The 21,731-nt window shown below is 56.1% G+C and carries 21 protein-coding genes; 20 read left to right on the top strand and 1 reads right to left on the bottom strand.

Annotated elements, in window-relative coordinates; all coding sequences use genetic code 11:
• Nucleotides 1-5 precede the first annotated feature (5 nt).
• The 17 genes from ACTQY1_RS02145 to ACTQY1_RS02065 all read left to right on the top strand — a co-directional run bounded on the left by ACTQY1_RS02145 (nucleotide 6) and on the right by ACTQY1_RS02065 (nucleotide 16,375).
• A complete protein-coding gene (locus tag ACTQY1_RS02145) occupies nucleotides 6-971 on the top strand; it encodes a KpsF/GutQ family sugar-phosphate isomerase (protein WP_022486889.1) in 966 nt (321 codons plus the stop codon).
• Nucleotides 972-1,514 (top strand): KdsC family phosphatase, encoded by a 543-nt coding sequence (locus ACTQY1_RS02140; protein ID WP_441368882.1) that lies wholly within the window; start codon nucleotides 972-974, stop codon nucleotides 1,512-1,514.
• Complete coding sequence (locus ACTQY1_RS02135; RefSeq protein WP_441368881.1) at nucleotides 1,514-2,383, top strand: lysophospholipid acyltransferase family protein; 870 nt, start codon at nucleotides 1,514-1,516, stop codon at nucleotides 2,381-2,383. Before ACTQY1_RS02140 ends, ACTQY1_RS02135 begins: the two co-directional genes overlap by 1 nt.
• A gap of 15 nt (nucleotides 2,384-2,398) precedes the next feature.
• Nucleotides 2,399-2,950, top strand: a complete 552-nt coding sequence (gene lptC / locus ACTQY1_RS02130; RefSeq protein ID WP_279127788.1) for an LPS export ABC transporter periplasmic protein LptC — start codon at nucleotides 2,399-2,401, stop codon at nucleotides 2,948-2,950.
• A complete protein-coding gene (locus tag ACTQY1_RS02125; RefSeq protein WP_302574069.1) occupies nucleotides 2,950-3,801 on the top strand; it encodes an LptA/OstA family protein in 852 nt (283 codons plus the stop codon). Before lptC ends, ACTQY1_RS02125 begins: the two co-directional genes overlap by 1 nt.
• A 12-nt stretch (nucleotides 3,802-3,813) precedes the next feature.
• The gene (gene lptB / locus ACTQY1_RS02120) at nucleotides 3,814-4,533 is read left to right on the top strand and encodes an LPS export ABC transporter ATP-binding protein (RefSeq protein WP_302574071.1); all 720 of its coding nucleotides are present in this window, start codon (nucleotides 3,814-3,816) and stop codon (nucleotides 4,531-4,533) included.
• Between the two features lie 8 nt (nucleotides 4,534-4,541).
• Nucleotides 4,542-5,633, top strand: a complete 1,092-nt coding sequence (locus ACTQY1_RS02115; RefSeq protein ID WP_441368880.1) for an LptF/LptG family permease — start codon at nucleotides 4,542-4,544, stop codon at nucleotides 5,631-5,633.
• A gap of 215 nt (nucleotides 5,634-5,848) precedes the next feature.
• Entirely contained in the window at nucleotides 5,849-6,256 is a 408-nt protein-coding gene (locus ACTQY1_RS02110) for a ribonuclease Z (protein ID WP_441368879.1), read from the top strand.
• Nucleotides 6,253-6,990 (top strand): DNA/RNA non-specific endonuclease, encoded by a 738-nt coding sequence (locus ACTQY1_RS02105; protein WP_441368878.1) that lies wholly within the window; start codon nucleotides 6,253-6,255, stop codon nucleotides 6,988-6,990. The genes ACTQY1_RS02110 and ACTQY1_RS02105 overlap by 4 nt, the downstream gene beginning before the upstream one ends.
• A gap of 437 nt (nucleotides 6,991-7,427) precedes the next feature.
• Nucleotides 7,428-8,654, top strand: coding sequence for a DUF3084 domain-containing protein (locus ACTQY1_RS02100; RefSeq protein ID WP_441368877.1), 1,227 nt, complete (start codon nucleotides 7,428-7,430; stop codon nucleotides 8,652-8,654).
• Entirely contained in the window at nucleotides 8,641-9,081 is a 441-nt protein-coding gene (locus ACTQY1_RS02095) for a Holliday junction resolvase RuvX (protein ID WP_441368876.1), read from the top strand. Before ACTQY1_RS02100 ends, ACTQY1_RS02095 begins: the two co-directional genes overlap by 14 nt.
• A 256-nt stretch (nucleotides 9,082-9,337) precedes the next feature.
• Nucleotides 9,338-10,636, top strand: coding sequence for an S-layer homology domain-containing protein (locus ACTQY1_RS02090; protein WP_302574080.1), 1,299 nt, complete (start codon nucleotides 9,338-9,340; stop codon nucleotides 10,634-10,636).
• A gap of 475 nt (nucleotides 10,637-11,111) precedes the next feature.
• Nucleotides 11,112-12,389 (top strand): S-layer homology domain-containing protein, encoded by a 1,278-nt coding sequence (locus tag ACTQY1_RS02085; protein ID WP_441368875.1) that lies wholly within the window; start codon nucleotides 11,112-11,114, stop codon nucleotides 12,387-12,389.
• Between the two features lie 296 nt (nucleotides 12,390-12,685).
• Entirely contained in the window at nucleotides 12,686-13,984 is a 1,299-nt protein-coding gene (locus ACTQY1_RS02080; protein WP_441368874.1) for an S-layer homology domain-containing protein, read from the top strand.
• A 369-nt stretch (nucleotides 13,985-14,353) separates the two neighbouring features.
• Entirely contained in the window at nucleotides 14,354-14,620 is a 267-nt protein-coding gene (locus ACTQY1_RS02075) for a DUF4160 domain-containing protein (RefSeq protein WP_288174839.1), read from the top strand.
• Nucleotides 14,621-14,624: 4 nt separating this feature from the next.
• Nucleotides 14,625-14,924, top strand: a complete 300-nt coding sequence (locus tag ACTQY1_RS02070; RefSeq protein WP_154488661.1) for a DUF2442 domain-containing protein — start codon at nucleotides 14,625-14,627, stop codon at nucleotides 14,922-14,924.
• 182 nt (nucleotides 14,925-15,106) lie between these two features.
• Entirely contained in the window at nucleotides 15,107-16,375 is a 1,269-nt protein-coding gene (locus tag ACTQY1_RS02065; protein WP_441368873.1) for a porin, read from the top strand.
• Between the two features lie 413 nt (nucleotides 16,376-16,788).
• Here the strand turns inward: ACTQY1_RS02065 and ACTQY1_RS02060 are convergent, their stop codons facing one another.
• Nucleotides 16,789-18,066 carry a C40 family peptidase gene (locus ACTQY1_RS02060; RefSeq protein ID WP_022488156.1) on the bottom strand — a complete coding sequence of 426 codons (1,278 nt, stop codon included), beginning with the start codon at nucleotides 18,064-18,066 and terminating at the stop codon, nucleotides 16,789-16,791.
• 445 nt (nucleotides 18,067-18,511) lie between these two features.
• Between ACTQY1_RS02060 and ACTQY1_RS02055 the strand changes: the two genes are divergently transcribed.
• The 3 genes from ACTQY1_RS02055 to ACTQY1_RS02045 all read left to right on the top strand — a co-directional run bounded on the left by ACTQY1_RS02055 (nucleotide 18,512) and on the right by ACTQY1_RS02045 (nucleotide 21,729).
• Nucleotides 18,512-19,156: a YigZ family protein gene (locus tag ACTQY1_RS02055; RefSeq protein WP_022488155.1), complete on the top strand. Its 645-nt coding sequence runs from the start codon at nucleotides 18,512-18,514 to the stop codon at nucleotides 19,154-19,156.
• A gap of 86 nt (nucleotides 19,157-19,242) precedes the next feature.
• A complete protein-coding gene (locus tag ACTQY1_RS02050; protein ID WP_441368872.1) occupies nucleotides 19,243-21,132 on the top strand; it encodes an SH3 domain-containing protein in 1,890 nt (629 codons plus the stop codon).
• A 72-nt stretch (nucleotides 21,133-21,204) separates the two neighbouring features.
• A complete protein-coding gene (locus tag ACTQY1_RS02045; protein ID WP_022487300.1) occupies nucleotides 21,205-21,729 on the top strand; it encodes an SH3 domain-containing protein in 525 nt (174 codons plus the stop codon).
• Nucleotides 21,730-21,731: the final 2 nt, after the last annotated feature.

Below are 21,731 nucleotides of genomic sequence, written 5' to 3'. Positions count from 1 at the left end.
CCGGTATGTTTGAAAAAGCCAAAGAAGCACTGCAGATCGAAGCGGATTCCATCCTGGAGCTGCTGCCCCGGGTGGATGACCATTTCGGCGCCGCGCTGGAGATGATCCTCCACTGCAAAGGCCGGATCATCGTCACCGGCATGGGCAAATCCGGGATCATCGCCCGAAAAATCGCTGCCACCCTGGCCAGCACCGGCACCCCGGCCTTTTTCCTCCATCCGGCGGAAGGCATCCACGGGGATCTGGGCATGGTCACGGACATGGATGTGGTCCTGGCCCTGTCCAACAGCGGGGAAACGGGAGAAGTCCTGAACATCCTGCCCTCCATCCGGCGGATCGGCGCCAAAGTCATCGCCATGGTGGGGAATCCGGAATCCACCCTGGCGAAAAATGCGGATATCGTCCTGAACGTGGGTGTGAAACGGGAAGCCTGCCCCCTGGGCCTGGCTCCCACCAGCAGCACCACGGCAGCCTTGGCCTATGGGGATGCCCTGGCCATGGAACTCCTCAGCGCCCGGAAATTCACCCCGGAAGAATTCGCCATTTTCCATCCCGGGGGCAGCCTGGGACGGAAGCTGCTGCTTACGGTGGACGATGTGATGCACAAAGGGGACGAAAATCCCCTGGTCCATGCGGACATCAGCGTCAAGGATGCCCTGTTCATCATTACCGACAAGGGCGTGGGGGCTGTCTCTGTTGTGGATGACAACCAGCATCTTCAGGGACTTTTGACCGATGGGGACATCCGGAGAGGCATCGCCAAGGATCTGGACTGCCTGAACCGGCCGGTTTCCCAGATGATGACCCGAAATCCCAAGACCATCCTGGATCACAAACTGGCCGCCGAAGCCCTGCACCTTATGGAATCCAACAAACCCCGGCCCATTACCGTCCTGCCCGTAGTGGATCAGGACCGGAAAGTGGTGGGGCTGCTGCATATTACTGATCTGGTACACCAGGGAGTGGTATAAATGATTACAGAAGAACAACTGGCCAAGATCCGTCTCCTGGCCCTGGATGTGGATGGGGTCATGACCGATGGCAGCATCATCATCGGACAGGAAGGAGAACTGTCCAAGCATTTTGACGCCCGGGACGGCATGGGCATCAGCCTGGCCCTCCGCCACGGCATCCAGGTGGCCCTCATTACCGGCCGCCACAGCGAAATCGTTCTCCACCGGGCCATGGAACTGGGCATCAGCTCCATATACGAAAACGTGGTCTACAAAGGCAAAGTGCTGGAGCAGGCTTCCAACGAACTGGACATTCCGCTGGAAGAAACCGCCTTTATGGGGGATGATCTCAACGACCTGCCCGCTTTCGGACGGGCGGCGGTGACCTTTGCTCCTGCGGATGCCGCCCCGGAAGTCCGGGAACGGGCCATGCTGGTTTCCGCCTGCAACGGCGGCCACGGGGCCGTCCGGGATGTGATCGAACGGATCCTCAAGGCCAAGGGCCTGTGGGATGGCATCGTCCGCAGTTACGAAATCCAGGGACAGGGAGACAGACAGTAATGCTTTACGGATTTTTGAAAGGCCTGAGCCGGTTCCTGTCCCTGCTGCCCTACAAATTCGTAGTGCGGCTGGGACGGAATTGTGGTAAACTATACTGGCATATTGCCAAAAAACAGCGGGTGCGGGCGGAAAAAACCATCCAGGAACGGATGGGGGTCACGGCCCGGGAATCCCGAACCATCATCCACCGGCTCTTTTTGAACCTGGGCATGACCGCCATGGAGATCCTCTACATGCCGGCTCTCAACAAGGACAACATCCGGGGTCTTGTAAGCTTCGACCGGCCGGATATCCTGTGGGAGGCCCTGGCCAAAAAGCGGGGGGTCGTGATGCTGGCCTGCCATATGGACAACTGGGAATGGCTGGGAGCCGCTCTGGCCCTCAACGGATTTCCCCTCAGTGCCGTGGAGAAACCCCAGCCCAACCCGGTATACAGTGATTTCCTCAATGAGCTCCGCCGGGGCGTGGGACAGGAAATCTTCGCCCGGGGCACCAACGAGATCCTGGGCTGCGCCCGTGCCATGAAAAAGGGACGGATGCTGGGGCTCATCGCCGACCAGGACGGAGGCTATCACGGGATTTTCGTTCCCTTCTTCGGGAAGATGGCTTCCACCCCGGAAGGGCCGGCCTATTTCGCCCGGAAGTTCAAAGCTCCGGTGGTGCCCATCTTCATGGTCCGCAAACCCAGCGGCTACGGCCACCAGGTGTTTGTGAAAGAACCCATTTACTATGAAGATACCGGCAATCGGGAAAAAGATGATTATAAGATTACCCTGAAAATGACCCAGGAAGTGGAAAAGATCATCCGCCAGTATCCGGACAACTGGATCTGGTTCCAGCACCGCTGGAACACTCCCTGGAACGGGTAAAGAAAGGATGTCTCCATGCTCGCAGAAAAACATCGTACACTGCTGGTGATCGCAGCCGCTGTGCTCCTGATGGGGGGCGTCATTGCCTGGCTCCTGAGCAGCAAGCCCACCGCGGGCACTGTAAAGGACAACGGCAAGGATGTGCTCCAGGAAGTGAACGGTTCCACCATCCAGGAAACGAAAAACGGGAAAAAAGTCTGGGAACTTACCGTCCAGTCCCTGCTCTATGACAAAAAAGCCCAGCTGGCCCACATGAAGGGCATCAGCGGGACCTTTTACCAGGACGACGGCCGGACCATGACCGTGACTGCTGACGAAGGGGAAGTCCACATGGATACCAAGGACGTGGTCCTTACCAAGAATCCTCACGGCACCACCTCCGATGGAGGGGACGCAGTGGCGGACAAATTCACCTGGATTAACAAAGATCAGATGGTGGTGGGTGAGGGCAATGTCCGGCTGAAGAAAGACGATACGGTGGCCACGGCGAAAAAGGCAACCTTCAATGTTGCCCTGGACCAGGCCAAACTGGAAGAGGATGCTCACGTACAGAAGGGAGAATTTTAATGCTGAAAGTGAAAAAATTTGCAGTGCTGGGACTCCTGGCAGGCCTTCTGTCCGTTACTTCTGCCTGCTGGGCGGCATCCGCCATCAGCGGGGACCAGGTCCAGTACGATTTCAAGACCGGCCAGGCTGCTGCCGTGGGGAATGTGAAGATCCGTCACGATGACGGCACCGCCAGTGCGGAAGAAGCCGATTACAACACCAAGACCGGGGAAGGGAAACTTACCGGGTCCGTGGTGGCGGACCAGAAGGATGCCCATCTGACCAGCTCTGAACTGATCATCAAAAACAAGGGAAAGTTCCTTTCCGCCATTGGCAATGCGGTGCTCCGGAAAGAGGATAAGACCCTCCGGGCCGCCCAGGTGGATTACGATTCCGATGCCCAGTTTGCGGAGACCATTGGATCCTGGGCCCAGCTCACCATGGATGACGGGTCCAGCCTGGATGCCGCCAACATGAAATACAACATGGGCACCGGCGTGGCCAACGCCGACGGCAACGTGCGGCTGATCAGCCCGCCCCGGAACCTGACTGCCAGAGCAGACCGGGCCATCTACAATACCAAGGAAGCCGACGGCACCATCCGGCTCATCGGCCATGCCACCGCCACCCAGAATGACGACACCGTCAGCGGGGATACCCTGACCATTACCGGAGCCGGCGGCAAAGTGGCCATGGGCGAAGGGAACGTGAAGATGGTGGTGATGCCCCAGGACAGCACCTCCCAGAAGGAGGAGAGCGGGGCACAGCCGGTATTCAGCCTGGCAGGGCTGGCCAATGTGCCGGAATTCCTGTATAAGTTTTACAACTGGCCCGGCCATCTCATGACCATCGGCCAGACTGAAATTGGATAAAGGGAGTCAAGAGTGAAGATACGTGCGGAAAAACTGGTAAAAGAATACGCCGGGCGGCGGGTGGTCAACGAAGTCAGCCTGGAAGTGGAACAGGGGACCATTGTGGGACTTTTGGGGCCCAACGGTGCCGGGAAGACCACTTCCTTCTACATGATCGTAGGACTGGAACATCCGGATACCGGCCATGTGTACCTGGATGACGAGGACGTTACCGCTCTTCCCATGTACAAACGGGCCCTGAAGGGCATTGGCTATCTGCCTCAGGAAGCCTCCATCTTCCGGAAACTTACCGTGGAAGAGAACATCATGGCCATCCTGGAAGAAATCGAACCGGACAAGGACAAACGCCGGCAAAAGATGGAAGACCTGATCCAGGAATTCCACATCGGCCACATCCGGAAAAGCAAGGGCAGTGCCCTGTCCGGAGGCGAACGGCGGCGGGTGGAGATCGCCCGGGCCCTGGCCACGGACCCCGGCTTCATCCTGCTGGACGAACCCTTTGCGGGCATCGACCCCATTGCGGTGGCGGATATCCAGGTGATGGTGGCCCATCTGGCCAAACGGGGCATCGGGGTGCTGATCACCGACCACAACGTCCGGGAAACCCTCAGCATCGTGAACCGGGCCTATATCCTCAGCGCCGGGAAGATCCTGGTGGAAGGCACCAGCCAGCAGGTGGCCGAAGATCCGGTGGCCCGGAAGTTCTATCTGGGCGATAATTTCAGAATGTGAGGCTGCTCATGTCCATTTTAGATAAGTACATTTTAAAACAGATGATGCAGCCCTTCCTGTTCGGGGTGGCTGCCTTTTCCACCATTTTTGTGGCCAGTTCCTTCCTGTTCCGGGTGACTCAGTACATCACCCAGTACGGGGCTTCCTATTCTTCCCTGATCCGGCTGTTCCTGTGTCTCATGCCGGAAGTGATCAACTATACCTTCCCCATGTCCATGCTGCTGGCGTCCCTGCTCACCATGGGGCAGCTGTCCAGCAACAGTGAGATCACCGCCATGCGCAGCGGGGGGCTCAGCTTCCGCCGGATTGCCGCTCCCATCCTGGCTGCCGGGTTCGTGGTGAGCCTGTTTTCCGTGGTGTGGGCCGAAAAGGTGGTGCCTCCTGCCAAAAGCGAATATGAACGGATCATCAAAGTGGAGATCAAGCGGGACACCAAGCCCCGGACCCAGAACCATGTGCTGATCAAGCAGGTGTCCAAGGGCCAGCTGGTACGGCTTACCTATGCCCGGACCTTCGACGAGAAGCAGGGGATGATGAAGGACATTACCATCGAAGACTGGGACAACGGAAAAGTGGCCCGGATCCAGCGGACCCCCCAGGCCAAATGGACCCAGGGGACCTGGATCATGGAAGGGGGCACCATCACCGACCTGACCGGGAAAGACGGGGTGGCCCGGACCATGACCTTCGACAAACAGGTGCTGCCCATCAGCGAGACCCCCAAGGCCATTACCCTGGACCAGAAAGATCCGGACCAGATGACCATTGGGGAACTGAAGATGTACATCGACATCCTGAAACGCCAGTACATGCCCACCAGCAAGTATGAAATGGAAATCTACCGCCGGTTCACCGTGCCTCTGGCCAGCTTCTTCTTTGCCCTCATCGGGGTGCCGTTGGGGGTCCAATCCCAGCGGACCGGGGCGTCCATGGGCCTGGGCTTCTCCGTGGTGCTCATCTTCATCTATTATTCCATCATGACCTTCATGACCGGACTGGGCCAGGGCGGCGTGATCCCGCCCCTGTTGGCCGCCGCCACCCCCAACCTTCTCTGCGGAGCCTTTGGGTGCTGGATGATTTATAAAAAGGATAATGTATAGCAAAAAGCTGCCGGAAGGCAGCTTTTTTGCGGTCGCGGGCCCTGAGCCGCGGGCCGCGGGCCAATTGTTCTGCAAATCCGAATGAAACGTGAACTTTTGTTCACGGTATGATATAATAAATACCATATATGGACAAGCAGCCGTACTTCCGGCTGCACCAACAAAGTCCGCAACCCGCGACCTGTGGCTCGCGACCTGCCAAGGAGGGAAATCCCATGCTTCTCATCACTGCCGTCGATGATTCCGGCGGCCTTTTGTTCAACCACCGGCGCCAGAGCCAGGACCGGCTCCTCCGGGCCCGTATCCTTGCTTTCACAGGGGATGCACCTCTGTGGATGGATGCATATACCGCCGGCCTTTTCGACCCGCCAGCGGCCAATATCCGCGTGGCGGAAGATTTCCTGGACCAGGCCGGACCCGGGGAATACTGCCTGCTGGAGGACCGTTCTGCGGCTCCCTATCTGGACAAAATCGAAAAGATCATCCTCTACCGCTGGAACCGGGCCTATCCCGGGGACTTTTTCTTCGACATCGACCTGAATCAGGGCTGGCAGAAGGTGTCCACCGCCGATTTTGCCGGTTCTTCCCATGACAAAATTACAGAAGAGGTATACGTAAAATGAAAAAACTCACAGCGTTCCTGTCCGCCCTCCTGGTTTCCCTGTCCCTGGTCTTAACCGCCTGCGGATCCACCAAACCTGCCGCCAAAAAAGCGGCTCCCAAAAACAGCACAAAGGTGACCCAGCAGGTGGGGAAGAATCAGCCCTCCTTTGACCTTTCTTCCATCCCTGCCTTTACCAACAAGCCCTATGTGGTGCTGAACAACAATGTGCCTGATTTTCCCGACAAGGACAAGACCAAAAAGTCTTTTGAACGGTACAGCGACCTGGACAGCCTGGGCCGCTGCGGCCCCGCCTATGCCAATGTAAGCCGGCAAACCATGCCTACGGAGAAACGGGGCCCCATCGGCAGCGTCAAGCCCTCCGGCTGGCAGACCGTGAAGTATGAGGGCATTGATGGGAAATATCTGTACAACCGGTGCCATCTCATCGGGTATCAGCTGACAGCGGAAAACGCCAACCCCAAAAACCTGATCACCGGCACCCGGTATCTCAATGTTACCGGCATGCTGCCCTTTGAAAATATGGTGGCCGACTACGTAAAAGAAACCAACCATCACGTGTTGTATCGGGTAACTCCCATTTTCCAGGGGAATGATCTGGTGGCCCGGGGCGTACAGATGGAAGCATGGAGCGTGGAAGACAAAGGGGCCGGCGTCCAGTTCAACGTGTTCGTCTACAACAACCAGCCCGGCATCACCATCGATTACAAGACCGGGAAGAGCCGGAAAGGGTGATCTGATTCCTTGACTGTGAAACCCGCAGGCCGGGAAGGGCGTGCCTTTGGCGCGCCCCTACCTGGTTGGGATCAGATGTTCAATCCTACGGTCCGGGAAACGGATTTTTTGCTGCATCTTTGACACCAACGTTGTAGGGGCTCCCCGCAGGCCGGGAAGGGCGTGCCTTTGGCGCGCCCCTACCTCGTTGGGATCAGATGTCCGATCCTACGGTCCGGGAAACAGATTTTCCGCTGTATCTTCGACACCAACGTTGTAGGGGCTCCCCGCAGGGGAGCCCGTCCCGGCCGCCCGGAGGGCAGATATATTCAAAAGCAGATGCGGCAGCATCTGCTTTCCATTGGCCGCTGACCGCATAAAACCGGAGCTCATCCACGAGCCCCGGTTTTATGCTATAATGTACAGGATAATATACACACGAAAGGAGAGCGCATCCCATGACCGGCATTACCCTGATCCTGGTTCTGGCCCTGATGGGCGGACTGATCGCCTATCTGGGAGACAAACTGGGAAGCAAAATCGGCAAAAAACGGCTCCGGCTTTTTGGCCTGCGCCCTCATGACACCTCCGTGGTCATGACAATTGTCAGCGGCATGCTGGTTGCCGCCCTGACCATCACCGTCCTGACCATTGCCTCCAAGGAGGTCCGCACGGCTCTGTTCGGCATGAAGCAGATGCGGGCGGAAATTGCCTCTCTTACCGCCACCCGGGACAAGGCTAACGAAGAACTGTCCGCCCAAAGTGCCAAAATCGAAGAACTGGACCAAAAAATTAGCGAAGCCACCCAGGCTGCGGAACAGGCACGGCAGCAGAAGGCTGCTGCTGAAGCCCAGATGAAGGACGCCCAGGCCCAGATGCAGCAGGCCCAGGCCGACCTGGGACAGCTCCAGGCCCGGTATGCGGAAGCCAGCACCCGTCTCCAGGAGGCCCAGGAACAGGTGCGCCAGGCAGAAGCCGCCCGTGACCAGCTCCAGCAGGACGTGAAATCCCTGGAAGACACCGCCAAAAAACTCCGGGAAGGCATTGTGGCCGTCCGGGAGGGCCATGTGGTGTTCCGCAGCGGCGAAATCCTCTATTCCGGGGTGCTGAAAAGCGGCCAGAGCGAAGAAAACACCCAGAAACAGCTCCAGGAATTCCTGAACCAGGCCAACATCCAGGTAGCCGGCCGCATCGGGATGGATCCTTCCACACCGGTGATCTGGCTCAGCCGGGAAGCGGTGGAGAATGCTGCTTCCAACCTGGAAAAAGCCAAAGGGGACATGTACGTCCGGCTCTGCGCCGCCGGCAACATCCTGTCTGGAGAAGTGGTGGTATCCCGCCTGGAAATGGTGGGGGACAAGGTGGTCTATCCGGAAGATACCCTGATCCTTACCCAGTCTATTACCGTGGATCCCAATTCCAACGAATCCGACCTGGCCCTCATGGCCTTCCTGAAGGCCGTGAACCGGGCAGCCCAGGCCGACGGGGTGATCCCCAATCCCATTACCGGGGACGTGGGGGCCATTACCAGCACCGAACTGTCCAACGCCAGCGAAAAGATCCGCAGCCTGGGCGGCAAAGTGGTAATCACCGCCAAGGCCCGCCGGGATATTACCGTGGCCGGGCCTGTATTGCTGGATCTGGAAATCCGTCCCGTGGGAGGTCTGCCTCGTGAACAAAACTGAGCTTTATCTGGGGGTGGATCCGGGCCGGGACAAAACTGGGGCCGCCCTGGTGGCCGGGGATGGAACCCTGGTCCGCCAGGCCATCCTGCCTACGGCAGGGTTCCTGGACCATCTGAAGGATTTTCTGGGCGATGACCGTCCTTCCGGCTGCGTGCTGGGGGATGGCACAACTTCAAAGACCATGCATCGGCAGCTGGCGGAGGCGTTTCCCCAGCTGCCCCTTTATGAAGTGGATGAATACGGCAGCACCCAGGAAGCCAAAAAACTCTACTGGCAGCTGAATCCGCCCCGGGGATGGAAAAAGCTGCTGCCCACGGCCCTGCTTTCTGAACCGTCCGCAGTGGATGGACTAGCAGCCGTGGTACTGGTCAAAAGATTCCTTTGTGATAAAACAGTGAAACAACGGACTGGTAAGTCACAAAAATGACTCCTGTAAAATACGAAGAAACAAGGCATAATCAGGCGAAAGTGGAAACTTTCCCCCAGGTGTCTTGTTTCTTTTTTGTCCAAATGCTACACTGGCAGTGTGAAGAAATTCACACAGTCCCGCTGATGGGCCAATGGATGGAAGAATCCGGAATGTGTACGTAGAGGAAACAAGGATACTCGCACGGAAAAATCTGGAGGATGCCGGAAAGGAAACCCGGGGGCAGGACAAATATCATTCAAGGGAGTGTTTTCCTATGAAAAAATCCTTAGTATTTGCCATGGCTATGGCTCTGGGCGTAAGCGCTACTGCTTTCGCTGCCAACCCGTTCTCCGACCTGCCTGCTGGCCACTGGGCTTACGGCGCTGTTGCCAAACTGGCTGCTGCCGGCGTAGTTGACGGTTATCCTGATGGCACCTTCAAAGGCGACAAGACTATGACCCGTTATGAAATGGCTCAGATCGTTGCCAAGGCTCTGGCCAAAGGCGCTATCGGTGCTGATGACAAACTGGTCAGCGAATTCGCTGACGAACTGGACAACCTGGGTGTTCGCGTTGCCAAACTGGAAAAGAACGCTGACAACGTAAAGATCACCGGCAACGTCCGTGCCAGCTACTACAACAATGAAGGTGGCAAGACCACCGGCAAAGCCGACAAATCCCAGTCCCGTCTGCGTACCCGTCTGTTCCTGACCGGTGAAGTCAACGACAACTGGCATTACGTTTCCATGCTGGAAAACAACCAGTACTTCCAGGGCAAGAACGAATCCGGCGATTCCGACACCTCCTTCCAGAGAGCTTACCTGGACGGCAACATCGGTGTCTGGAATATCCAGGCCGGCCGTTTCAACAAGACCATTGCTGAAGGCAATGTGTACGATGACCGTGTAGATGCGGTTCAGTTTAAAGTTCCTTTCGGCCAGGCTTATTTGAGCGCTGCCTACGGCAAGATGGCCAGCAAGGATACCTATGGCTGGACGGATGGCGATCTGGGAACCATCGCTGGCCGTAAATGGACCAAAGATGATTCCGTAGCAGACAAGTTCTGGAATGCCGAACTGGGCGGCAGTATCGGCAACCTGGACCTGGCTGCCACTTACACCAAGGCCGATGATGTAAACCCGTACATCGACAACGGCCTCACCGGGGACAACAAGATCTGGACCGTTGGCGCCAACTACAAAGCCGGCGACTTCAAGATCGGGGCCATGTACCTGAAGGGTGACGATGACACCCTGGCAAACAGCGACTACAAGAACGGCGATGATGACGGTTATGTAGTATCCCTGGGCTACAAGGGTGCTGCTGCTTCCAAACCTGGTTCCTGGGGCCTGTTCGCCAAGTACTATGATCAGGGAGCTCCCACCATCATTTACCATACCATGAACGGTATGTGGGATTCCTTCAACGGGGAAGGCTTCAAAGGCTACAACGTTGGCGGCAACCTGACCCTGGCCAAGAACATGGTGGCTCAGGTGGAATACTACGACCTGAAGGGCAAAGAATCCGATCAGCATGCCCGGACCCTGTGGTCTCAGATGGTAGTAACCTTCTAATTCAATCATTCCTCCTTGGGTATCCATCCCTTTAGGATGGAACCCAGCCAGTCCCTCTATATCCGCCCTTTTTAAGGGCGGGGGACCCAGCCAGTCCCTTCTATATCCGCCCTTTTTAAGGGCGGGGGATCATGCGGAGCATGGTGGTGGGTTCTCCATCACCAATACAAAAAGGACGATTCTTTGGAATCGTCCTTTTTTCGTGCTATAAATTTTAAAATGTGTGATAAAAACATGAACTATAAAGAATAAAATAAATAATAATGTAATCTATAGCCAAAATAAGTTCACAAATTTGCTTTTTTCTGTAATCTTGTGTTAAAATAACACCGTGACAAGAAGTTGTCACAATAGTATTGTGAATTTCACAGGGACAGAGTGCTGAAAGAGCCAGAGGAAACAAGGATACTCGCGGCAGAGGTCAGCCGGACGTTCCAGGGGAATTCACTCTGTGATTCCTAAGGAGGAATATCCCATGAAAAAATCTTTAGTATTTGCCATGGCTATGGCTCTGGGCGTAAGCGCTACTGCTTTCGCTGCCAACCCCTTCTCCGACCTGCCTGCTGGCCACTGGGCTTACGGCGCTGTTGCCAAACTGGCTGCTGCCGGCGTAGTTGACGGCTATCCTGATGGTACCTTCAAAGGCGACAAGACCATGACCCGTTATGAAATGGCTCAGATCGTTGCCAAGGCTCTGGCCAAAGGCGCTATCGGTGCTGATGACAAACTGGTCAGCGAATTCGCTGATGAACTGGACAACCTGGGTGTTCGCGTTGCCAAACTGGAAAAGAACGCTGACAACGTAAAGATCACCGGGAACATCCGTACCCACTATGCTCATACTACCGGCGACTTCGGTAAGAAGAGTGTGACCAAGACCCGGTCCCGTCTGTTCTTCACTGGCGAAGTGAACGACAACTGGCATTATGTTGGCATGCTGCAGAACGAACAGCAGTGGAACAACAAAGGTACCAATGATTCCGGCGATAACGACACTGACTTCCAGCGCGCTTACCTGACCGGTAACATCGGCGTTGTGAACATGACTGCTGGCCGTTACAACGGCACCTATGCTGAAGGTAACGTTTATGATACCCGTGTGGATGCTGTAAACGCCAACACCAAATTCGGTGCTACCTATCTGGGCGCAACCTGGGGCAAGATGGCCAACAGCGATACTTATGGCTGGACTGGCTTTGATAAGACCACTGCTGCTGATAAAGCCAAAGCTAAAGAATCCAAAGCCGGCGAATTCACCCAGGCTGTACTGGGCGGCGACATCGGCAACCTGAATCTGGAAGCCAACTACCTGCATGTAAAAGACCTGGATACCAACTGGGTTAAAGGTTCTGACAACATCTGGACCGCTGCTGCCAACTACAAAGCCGGCGATTGGAAGATCGGCGCTATGTACCTGCACGGCGATGCCGATGAAAAGATTGATGGCGTAGAACCCGACAATGATGGCTGGGTAGCTACTCTGGCCTACAAGGGTGCTTCTGCTGCTAAAGCTGGTTCCTGGGGTCTGTTCGGTAAATACTACGATCAGGGCGGCGCTACCTACATTGCCCACACCATGAACGGCAACTATGATGCTTTCGGTCCGGACGGCTTCAAAGGCTGGATGGTCGGCGGCAACCTGACTGTTGCCAAGAATATGGTGGCTCAGGTTGAATATTATGATCTGAAAGACAAAGGTTCCACCAGCGATCACAACAAGACTCTGTGGTCTCAGATGGTTGTTACCTTCTAATTACAGAACAAACCAGAAGACGGTTCCTTCGGGAACCGTCTTTTTTTATAAAAATACATGCAAAATTGTTTCAAACAGTATAATAAACAACTTCTGTAATATCATTTACCTTGCTTCGTTGCATTCACATTCAAAATATGGTAAATTTATGAAAGATGACAAATAATTCACACTTGCTTTATCCCGGTCAGGGACCGGAATTTTCTGCCAGGAACAGAGGAAACAAGGAGACTCGCGGGAATGGAGAAAACAGAAGGAACTGCCTGGATAAAAATAACATCAGGGAGGAATCTCCAATGAAAAAATCCTTAGTCTTTGCCATGGCCATGGCTCTGGGCGTAAGCGCTACCGCTTTCGCTGCCAATCCCTTCTCCGATCTGCCTGCTGGCCACTGGGCTTACGGCGCTGTTGCCAAACTGGCTGCTGCCGGCGTAGTTGACGGCTATCCTGATGGCACCTTCAAAGGCGACAAGACCATGACCCGTTATGAAATGGCTCAGATCGTTGCCAAGGCTCTGGCCAAAGGTGCTATCGGTGCGGATGACAAACTGGTCAGCGAATTTGCCGATGAACTGGACAACCTGGGGGTCCGGGTGGCCAAACTGGAAAAGAATGCGGACAACGTACAGGTGACCGGGGCTGCCCGTATCAGCTATGCAGATCGCAGAGGCGGCGGCTTCAAGAATTGGGATGACAAATCTGAAGCCCAGTTGCGGACCCGTCTGTGGTTCACCGGTGAAGTGAACGACAACTGGCATTACACCGCTATGATCCAGAACCAGCAATACTTCGAAGGCAAGAACGAATCCGGCGACAGCGATACTGACTTCCAGAGAGCTTATCTGACCGGTAATATCGGCGCTGTGAACATCACTGCCGGCCGGTTCAACGATTTCATCGCCGATGGGAACGTATTTGATGACCGGGCTGATGCTGTCCGTGCTGATGTGAAATTCGGCCAGGGCTATCTGTCCGCTGCCTATGGTAAGCTGGCCAACGCTGATCGGTATGGCTGGCAGGATAAAAATGGTTCCGTAGGGGATACCTACTGGAGCGCAGCCCTGGGCGGCAACTGGGGCAACCTGCACGGCGAAGCCACTTATACCAAGATCAATGACCAGGACTTCGGCGCCATGAATGAAGGGGAAAGCACCCTGGATAAGACTGACAACAAAATCTGGACCGTTGGGGCCGATTATACCGCCGGCAAATGGAATGTGAACGCCATGTACCTGAAGGGTGACGCTGATTCCAAGAACAACAGCTGGGTCAACAATGTGGATGATGATGGTTATGTAGTGGGGCTGGGCTATGCCGGTGCCGATGAAAAGAAACCGGGCACCTGGGGCCTGTATGCCAAATACTATGACCAGGCTGCTGTGACCGTGGCCTCCCACACCATGAACGGCGACTGGTACGTATTCCCGTACACCGGATTCAAGGGCTACATGGTGGGCGGCAACCTGACCGTGGCCAAGAACATGGTGGCTACCGTGGAATACTATGATCTGAAGAATAAAGATGCAGAAAACGGCATCGATGCAGGCAACAAACACGCCCGCACCCTGTGGTCCGAACTGAACATCACCTTCTGATCAACCGATTGGAAGCAAAAAACGGCTCTCCCCAAAGGAGGGCCGTTTTTATATGCCGAAAAACCAGTGCAGCCGGTTCGCCCGTACCGGGCAACAAACGGCGAACACCGCTGTTGTCGTCTGTTAGACAGCGACGGCGTAGGGGCTGCCCGCAGGGAAGCCCGTCCCGGCCGCCCGGAGGGCATGACAAGAAACCAGAAACGGCCCTGACGTCTTACTATAAATCCGGAGTCCGGGAAGGGCGCGCCCTACAGATGGCAATCGGCTAATCGATGAAAATTTCTTCGGTGTGAAATGAGGGAGAATCCAATGGTACCGTTGGTTTTGCTTGGTGATTTTGCTATAATGGAAGAAAAGGGGGGATGACCAATGCCTGAAATCAGTTTGTTTTTTGGAATTCGGATTACCATATATTACAACGACCACAATCCTCCACATATCCACGCCGAATATGCTGGTCAGAAGGCTTTGATTGATATTCAGAATGCATCGGTATTAAAGGGATTTCTGCCAGGTAGACAATTAAAAATTGTCCTTGCCTGGTGTGTTTTGTATCAGGATGAATTGATGCAGAATTGGGAACTGGTGAAAGAAGGAAAAGAACCCAATCCGGTACCTCCAATGCGGAAGGGGTGATACAATGGAAAAACAGTTGATACCTGAAGTCTTACAGGTGGTTCCAGGAAAAGGATACAGTTTTTACGCGTATTTTAATGACGGAACGGTTCATTATTATGATGCATCGTCCCTGGTACAGAACCCCGGAGTATTTCAAAAATTGAAGGATCAAAAGGTGTTTCACGACTGCCTTACGGTCATGAATGGCACAGCCGCGTGGGACTTGGAAGGAAAACGGAATCCGCGAAGATGCATAGATTTGGATCCTTATGACGTCTATGAGGCCCCTGTTGTAAAGGATCCGCTGGAGACGGTTGCATAAGAGATAAAAGAAAAGGGGGTGTTGCACGTCCTGTGCAACACCCCCTTTCTGTCGCCTGCCGTTGACCGCTGACTGCCGACCGTTGACAGCCTCATTCCCTTCTTGCCAAATCCATTGGCAGATTGTATAATTTATGACGTGAAGTTAGAAGAAACTAACTAAAATTCAAGGAGGGTTTTCCAATGAACAAGAAACTGATCATGGCCCTGGCTATGGCCCTGGGGGTCAGCGCAACGGCTTTTGCGGCCAATCCTTTTTCCGATCTGCCGGCAGGCCACTGGGCCTATGGGGCAGTGGCCAAACTGGCGGCGGCCGGAGTGGTGGACGGGTTCCCTGACGGCACTTTCAAAGGGGACAAGTCCATGACCCGGTACGAAATGGCCCAGATCGTGGCCAAAGCCCTGGCCAAAGGGGCTATTGGCGCCGATGACAAACTGGTCAGCGAATTTGCCGATGAACTGGACAATCTGGGTGTTAGAGTATCCAAACTTGAAAAGAATGCGGACAATGTCCAGGTCACCGGAGAAGTCCAGATGAGCTACCGGAATGATTCTGGGGCCGCCACCGGCAAGGGCAGCGAATCCGACCTGCGGACCCGTCTGTGGTTCACTGGGGAAGTGAACGACAACTGGCATTATGTGGCCATGCTGGAAAACCACCAGTACTTCGGCGGCCGGAACGAATCCGGGGACAGCGACACGGACTTCCAGAGAGCTTTCCTGGACGGCCGGATCGGGGCTCTGGAACTGAAGGCCGGGCGGTATGATGAGTTCCTGGCGGACGGGAACATCTATGACAGCCAGGTGGATGGAGTGAAGGCAAAGGTGAATCTGGGCCATGCTTCCTACCTCCAGGCAGCCTACGGGAAAATGGCGGATGTATCCGGATTCGGCTATATGAGCGATGACGAAAAAATTTCCGTGGCTGACAAATTCTGGACGGCGGAACTGGGCGGGGATACGGGCAACCTGCACCTGGCGGCCACCTACACCAAGGCGGACAACATCACCTTCCTGGACGGGGCAGACAATGAAATCTGGACCGCCGGGGCCGGGTACCAGGCCGGGAAGCTGGGCATCAACGCCATGTACCTCCGGGGCAGCAATGACTACGAAAAAGCCCGTGACTGGGACAAGGACGGCTGGGTGGCTGGCCTGACCTACGGCGGGGCAGAAAGTGACAAACTGGGCAGCTGGGGCCTTTTGGCCACTTATTATGACCAGAGCGCTTCCACGGTGATCGCCCACACCATGGACGGCAGCTGGGATGCTTTCATTCCCGGAGACAACGGAGTCACCAACGGGTTCAAAGGCTGGAAAGTAGGGGGCAACCTGACCCTGGCCAAGAATATGGTGGCCGAAGTGGACTATTATGATCTGAAAGGCAAAGAAGGGGACCAGAACGGCAAACACGCCCGGACCCTTTGGAGCCAGCTGGTAGTGACGTTTTAACGGTCTGCAGCCAAGCAGCAGACCGTGTCAGCGGTCAACGGTCAATTGTCAATGGCCGTTGGAAAGAAAAACGCAGCCTATGGCTGCTAACCCACCACCATTGCGCAAGCGCAACGGTCCCCCGCCCTTGCAAAGGGCGGATATACGCTCGGGCTAGTGCCCATTGCTTTCCGTGACACTCGGGCTACGCTTTTACCCTGTCCGTAAAAATCGGGTTGAGCCCTTGCTTTCCGTGACACGCGGGCTACGCCCTAGTGTCACTATCCGTCCCTTTTCAAGGGCGGGGGACCATCCGCAAGGATGGTGGTGGGTTAGCAGCGTCAGCTGCGTTTTCTTTCATTAAAATTTGCCTGCAAATTTTATCATTCGGCCGTTGACCGCTGACCGTTGACAGAAATAAAGCGCCCTGCGCTTTATTTCCATGTATTGCATTGTGTCATCTGATCCACCAGGGGCGTTCCGCTGCCGGCCAGCAGATCCACTTTGCTGACCACCACCTGCATGATCCGGTTCTTTACCACGCCGCTGGAAGTCTCCATGCCGTAGGAGGCCAGGGAATGGATCATGTAGGGAGTGCCGTTGTAATTCCCCAGCACCATCATAACATGGTAGGGGGTGAACAGGAGGGACCCCGGTGCGGCGGTTTTGATGTAGGCCAGCTTCTCTGCATGGGTCATGCCCTGGAAGCTTTTCCCCGGGAAGGACTGGGCCTGTTCGTCTCCGTTCCGGGGCAGCTGGATTCCCATGGTCTTGTACACATCCTGGACAAAGGCGGAGCAGTCCACACTGTTGTGCATGCCGCCCCAGCCATAGGGGGCCCCCAGATGCTTGAAGGCCATTTCAATGGTGTTGTTGGCGGTGTAGGGCAGGTAGCCCTGATGGAGATCAGCCCCGTAGGCGGCTTTCACCGGGACAATCTGGAGATAGCCCTGATGGTTCCGGGTGGGCAGCAGCAGGTTCCCGCCCTGGGTGGGAATGGCGGTGCCCATCTGGTACAGCTGGGGCTGGGTGCCGGCCTGGAGGGTCAGTACCCGCCCGGTGACTACAGCAGGAGAGGCAGGGTTGGCGTAGGTCTGCCAGGTCTTGGCATCGGTGATGGCTACCTTGTTCCGAGGGACCCATCCCCGATAATGGGGGGTACGGACGAAAATGAAGTTCCCTTGGGGATTGGTGTGGTACACCCGCACCGGAGTGGCCGGATCCACGGCGGTTTCCTGCCAGTTGTCGAACTGGGTGTCGGAGGCGGAATCAAAGGCCCGCTGAAGGGTGGGGAAGGAGCGGAGATCCACCCGGTCCACCACCACTCCGTATTTTACTGTATTGGTGGGACGGATATTGGCTTTGGCATCTTGGACCAGCTGGGAAGCAAAAGAGTGGCTGATGGGAGCCCTCTGGATGTACTGGTCTTCATCCATGCCGAAGGAATTCACATAGCCGGTGAGCTTGTCGCCGGAAATGGAGGCTCCCAGGTCCTGGATGGAATCGCCAAAGGTGGCCTTGTCCATCTGGGCGTTCATGGCTTTAATCCGTTCCGGAGTGGCCAGGACGGTGTTCCCGGCAGCCGTGGTCCAGGCGGAAGCTTTGGTGAGAGCAGCCGGTGTGCCAGGCATGGCCGCCGCAGCCAAAGCCACGGAAGCGGACAGGCAAAGGGCACCGGTCAAAAGGGATATACGATGAAAAGCATGCAGCAAAATGATGACCTCCTTTATATAGCGTTCCTATTATACCATAAGAAAAGGGGACCGCGGGTAGGGTGAAAAACGGCGGGCCGTTTTTCAGTCTTGCGCTTAACGTCTCACGCCGATGGAAACCATCTGCCCCAGGCAGATGCTGTTGATTGAAAACGCAGCCCCAAGGGCTGCTAACCCACCACCATTGCGCAAGCGCAACGGTCCCCCGCCCTTGCAAAGGGCGGATAGATTGCATGGCAGGCCGAGACCATGGATAAGCAATGGGCCAGCGGCCCGAGCGTATATCCGCCCTTTTCAAGGGCGGGGGACCATCCGCAAGGATGGTGGTGGGTCAGCTGGCAAATTTTTTCCATCAGCCGTTGACCGTTGCCCATTGGCCGCTGACCGGGTTTCTTATGGTATAATATCCCCTGTGATACACCTAACGGAAAGGACGGAAACGGCAATGGGAAAATATGTGATCGCCCGGCCTGTGGTCAGTGAGCTGGTGGTGGAAAAATCCCGGTTCCTGTGCACCTTGGCCCGGGTAGAAACGGAAGGGGAGGCCCAGGAATTTGTCCGGGCCATGAAAAAGAAATACTGGGACGCCACCCACAACTGTTCTGCCTATATCGTAGGTCCTGACAACCGGGTGGAGCGGTCCAATGATGACGGGGAACCCAGCGGCACAGCCGGTTCTCCCATGCTGGAAGTCCTCCGCCGGAAGGAGCTGTACAACACGGCGGCAGTGGTGACGAGATATTTCGGGGGCATCAAGCTGGGAGCCGGGGGCCTGACCCGGACCTACGGGAAATGTGTGGCCCAGGCCGTGGAGGAAGGGGGCCTGGCGGAAATGGTGCCCATGGGGGACTATGCCTTCCTCTGGACCCTGGACGATGTGGGCCGGGTGCTGAACCTGCTGTACCAGCAGGACCTTTTTGCCGTGGGGGACGTAGAATACGCCAACCGGGCCAAAATCCACTTGGTGATGCCCCGGGACCGAAAAGAGAAGGCGGAAGCCTGGCTCACTGAGTCCCTCAGCCGTCCGGTGGCCTTGGACGAAGAGAAAACTTTCTTTGAAGAATGTCCGGTGGAGCCGGCCCAATCTTGATTTTCCCTCCGGATTACAGTACACTTATACTTATTGTACATCATGAGATGATGGGGAAAGAATATGGTAGAAAGCAGGCATGATCAATGCTGAAAAAAACTTGTGCTGTCCTGATGAGCTGTCTGGTCCTGGGGGCCGCTACAGTTCCTGCATGGGCGGCGGAAACCGGCGTATCCGTCAAGACGGTGAGCCGTACGGAAAATAAAGTAGATGTGGAATGCCCTCAGGTCAGCGGCGGCAGCCGCACGGCAGATGACAAAATCAACCGGGCCCTCAGCAGCCAGGTGGCTTCTTTTGTCAGTGAAGCCTCCACCCTGGGAGGGGGCAAAGTCCATTACGATGTGCACAAATCTGACGAGGATCTGGTCAGCTTCACCCTGGTGATGACTCCCAATATGGGTGTGGAAGAAAGCGTGGGCATGACCTTTGACCGGAAAACCGGTGAACTGCGGCCTCTCAGCTATTACTACACCAAAGACCAGCTGGCTGTGCTGGCCCAGAACGGGCTCCAGTATCTGTATGATGTGGATCCGGCCAAACTCCAGACCATTCCGGATACCTATTATGTGGACCGGGACGGGAGCCTGATCGGGGTATACCATGCCGGGGCGGTGCTGGATAAAAGTGAAGGGGAAATCGAAATCAACCTTTCGGCAGCCGGTATGGATGCGGAAGGGAATGTGACCGAAGCCCCCATCGACCACAGTGATGGGACGGCCGGAGAAACGGCGGCTCCCGCCGACACAACGGCCAAACCGGCGGAAAAACCGGCAGTCGGAGAAAGCACCGGCAAGGGGCTGGAACGGATCCGGGCCCGTCTGGCGGCCAAAGAAAAAGCCCAGGATGAAGCCAAAGCCAAGGCGGAGGCCAAGGCCAAAGCCAAAGCCAAAGCCAAAGCAGAGAAAGCCGCCAAAGCCAAAGCGGAAGAACAGGCAAAAATGGATGCCCAGGCCAGGGCAGAAGCTCAGGCCAGAGCGGAGGCCAGAGCCAAAGCACGGGCAGAAGCCAGAGCCAAAGCTGAGGAACAGGCCCGGAAAGAGGCTGCTGAAGCTGCCAAGGCAGCGAAAGCCAAGTCTGCCAAAGAGAACAAGGCGGCTGAAGTGGCAGCCGGCAGCCTGACGGCGGTGGCCAAAGAGGCGGAAGCAGCCGGGAAAACTGCTGCTGCCGTGAAACCGGCGGTACCGGAAACCAAACCGGAAGCCAAAAAGGCGGAAGCTTCTCAAGAAGCTCCCCAAGAAACGGCCAAACCGGCGGAACAGAAGGCTGCTCGTCCCATGACCGTAAAGGAAAAAGTGGCAGCCATCCAGGCCCAGGAAGCCAAAGAAGAGGCGGCCCGGGAAGAAGCCCGGATGAAGGAACTGGTGGCCATAAAGGAAGCTGCGGAGAAACGGGCGGCAGAAGAAAAGGCCCGCCGGGAAGCGGAAGAACGGGCGGCTGAAGAAGCCCGCCGGCAGGTGGAAGCTGCGGCGGAAGCCGAACGGCAGGCTGAGGCGGAACGGCAGGCAGAAGCTGCCAGAGCCGCGGCTGCAGCTCTCGATACGGATGTAAGCGGTGCCGGGGTGATCACCGGCACGGACGTGCGGATGCGGGACGGCGCCGGCCTGGACAGCAGCGTCATCGGAGTCTTTGGCCAGGGAGAATCGGTCCAGGTGCTGGGCAGCACCCGGGCTGACGGCATGACCTGGTACAAGGTGAGCCGCAGTGACGGATCCACCGGCTATGTGGCTGCGGATTACTGCAGCATGGGCAGCGGGGATGGTGACGGAAGCAGTGCTTCCACCGGAACCATCACCGGCACGGACGTGCGGATGCGGGCCAGCTACAGTACGGACAGTGCTGTGCTGGGCTACTTCGACAACGGAGAAACCGTGACCATCCTGGACGATGTGACCAGTGACGGGCAGCGGTGGCTGAAAGTCCAGCGGAGCGACGGTTCCGTAGGCTGGGTATCGGCTGATTTCTGCGCCCAGAACTGATTTACTGGCAGTACTGGCAGGGAACGGGCGCTTGTGATACAATGACTTCAATAAGAGGAGAGGAGGCAGACCATGATGAAAAAAATGGGACGGATTCTTGCCGCGCTGTGCTGTCTGCTGGGTCTGACATTCCCCATGGAACGGAAAGCGGATGCGTCCGCAGCCGGAACCATCATTGGTACGGAAGTGCGGATGCGGAAAGGCGCTGGGACGGATACAGAAATCCTGGGCTATTTTGAAGACGGTGAAAAGGTGGAAGTCCTGAAAAGCAATGTAAATGAAGGACGGAAATGGTATGAAGTGACCCGGAAGGACGGGTCCCAGGGCTGGGTGGCCGGGGAATACTGCCGGGTGCCGGAAGGCTCCCTGATCCCTTCGGTGACCCGTCTGGAAGACCGGAAGGGCAGGATCACCGGCACGGAAGTGCGGATGCGCAGCGATCCCAACCAGAACGGGGATGTGCTGGACTACTTCACCAAAGGGGAAATCGTCACCATCCTGGATGCTGCCGACGGCGGCGGCCTCCATTGGACCAAGGTCCAGCGGGAAAATGGGGATATCGGCTGGGTGGCTTCTGCCTATTGTGAGGAATTGTAATT

The organism is Acidaminococcus sp. HCP3S3_G9_1, from assembly GCF_052122455.1.
Taxonomy (GTDB): domain Bacteria; phylum Bacillota; class Negativicutes; order Acidaminococcales; family Acidaminococcaceae; genus Acidaminococcus.
The sequence above is the reverse complement of the archived record's forward strand: the minus strand, read 5'-3'. Positions and strand labels throughout refer to the sequence as shown.

What these genes read in the sequence shown, in the direction of transcription:
- ACTQY1_RS02145 (WP_022486889.1), top strand. Translation starts at nt 6, where the DNA reads ATGTTTGAAAAAGCCAAAGAAGCACTGCAGATCGAAGCGGATTCCATC.
- ACTQY1_RS02140 (WP_441368882.1), top strand. Translation starts at nt 972, where the DNA reads ATGATTACAGAAGAACAACTGGCCAAGATCCGTCTCCTGGCCCTGGAT.
- ACTQY1_RS02135 (WP_441368881.1), top strand. Translation starts at nt 1,514, where the DNA reads ATGCTTTACGGATTTTTGAAAGGCCTGAGCCGGTTCCTGTCCCTGCTG.
- lptC (WP_279127788.1), top strand. Translation starts at nt 2,399, where the DNA reads ATGCTCGCAGAAAAACATCGTACACTGCTGGTGATCGCAGCCGCTGTG.
- ACTQY1_RS02125 (WP_302574069.1), top strand. Translation starts at nt 2,950, where the DNA reads ATGCTGAAAGTGAAAAAATTTGCAGTGCTGGGACTCCTGGCAGGCCTT.
- ACTQY1_RS02115 (WP_441368880.1), top strand. Translation starts at nt 4,542, where the DNA reads ATGTCCATTTTAGATAAGTACATTTTAAAACAGATGATGCAGCCCTTC.
- ACTQY1_RS02110 (WP_441368879.1), top strand. Translation starts at nt 5,849, where the DNA reads ATGCTTCTCATCACTGCCGTCGATGATTCCGGCGGCCTTTTGTTCAAC.
- ACTQY1_RS02105 (WP_441368878.1), top strand. Translation starts at nt 6,253, where the DNA reads ATGAAAAAACTCACAGCGTTCCTGTCCGCCCTCCTGGTTTCCCTGTCC.
- ACTQY1_RS02100 (WP_441368877.1), top strand. Translation starts at nt 7,428, where the DNA reads ATGACCGGCATTACCCTGATCCTGGTTCTGGCCCTGATGGGCGGACTG.
- ACTQY1_RS02090 (WP_302574080.1), top strand. Translation starts at nt 9,338, where the DNA reads ATGAAAAAATCCTTAGTATTTGCCATGGCTATGGCTCTGGGCGTAAGC.
- ACTQY1_RS02085 (WP_441368875.1), top strand. Translation starts at nt 11,112, where the DNA reads ATGAAAAAATCTTTAGTATTTGCCATGGCTATGGCTCTGGGCGTAAGC.
- ACTQY1_RS02080 (WP_441368874.1), top strand. Translation starts at nt 12,686, where the DNA reads ATGAAAAAATCCTTAGTCTTTGCCATGGCCATGGCTCTGGGCGTAAGC.
- ACTQY1_RS02075 (WP_288174839.1), top strand. Translation starts at nt 14,354, where the DNA reads ATGCCTGAAATCAGTTTGTTTTTTGGAATTCGGATTACCATATATTAC.
- ACTQY1_RS02070 (WP_154488661.1), top strand. Translation starts at nt 14,625, where the DNA reads ATGGAAAAACAGTTGATACCTGAAGTCTTACAGGTGGTTCCAGGAAAA.
- ACTQY1_RS02065 (WP_441368873.1), top strand. Translation starts at nt 15,107, where the DNA reads ATGAACAAGAAACTGATCATGGCCCTGGCTATGGCCCTGGGGGTCAGC.
- ACTQY1_RS02055 (WP_022488155.1), top strand. Translation starts at nt 18,512, where the DNA reads ATGGGAAAATATGTGATCGCCCGGCCTGTGGTCAGTGAGCTGGTGGTG.
- ACTQY1_RS02050 (WP_441368872.1), top strand. Translation starts at nt 19,243, where the DNA reads ATGCTGAAAAAAACTTGTGCTGTCCTGATGAGCTGTCTGGTCCTGGGG.
- ACTQY1_RS02045 (WP_022487300.1), top strand. Translation starts at nt 21,205, where the DNA reads ATGATGAAAAAAATGGGACGGATTCTTGCCGCGCTGTGCTGTCTGCTG.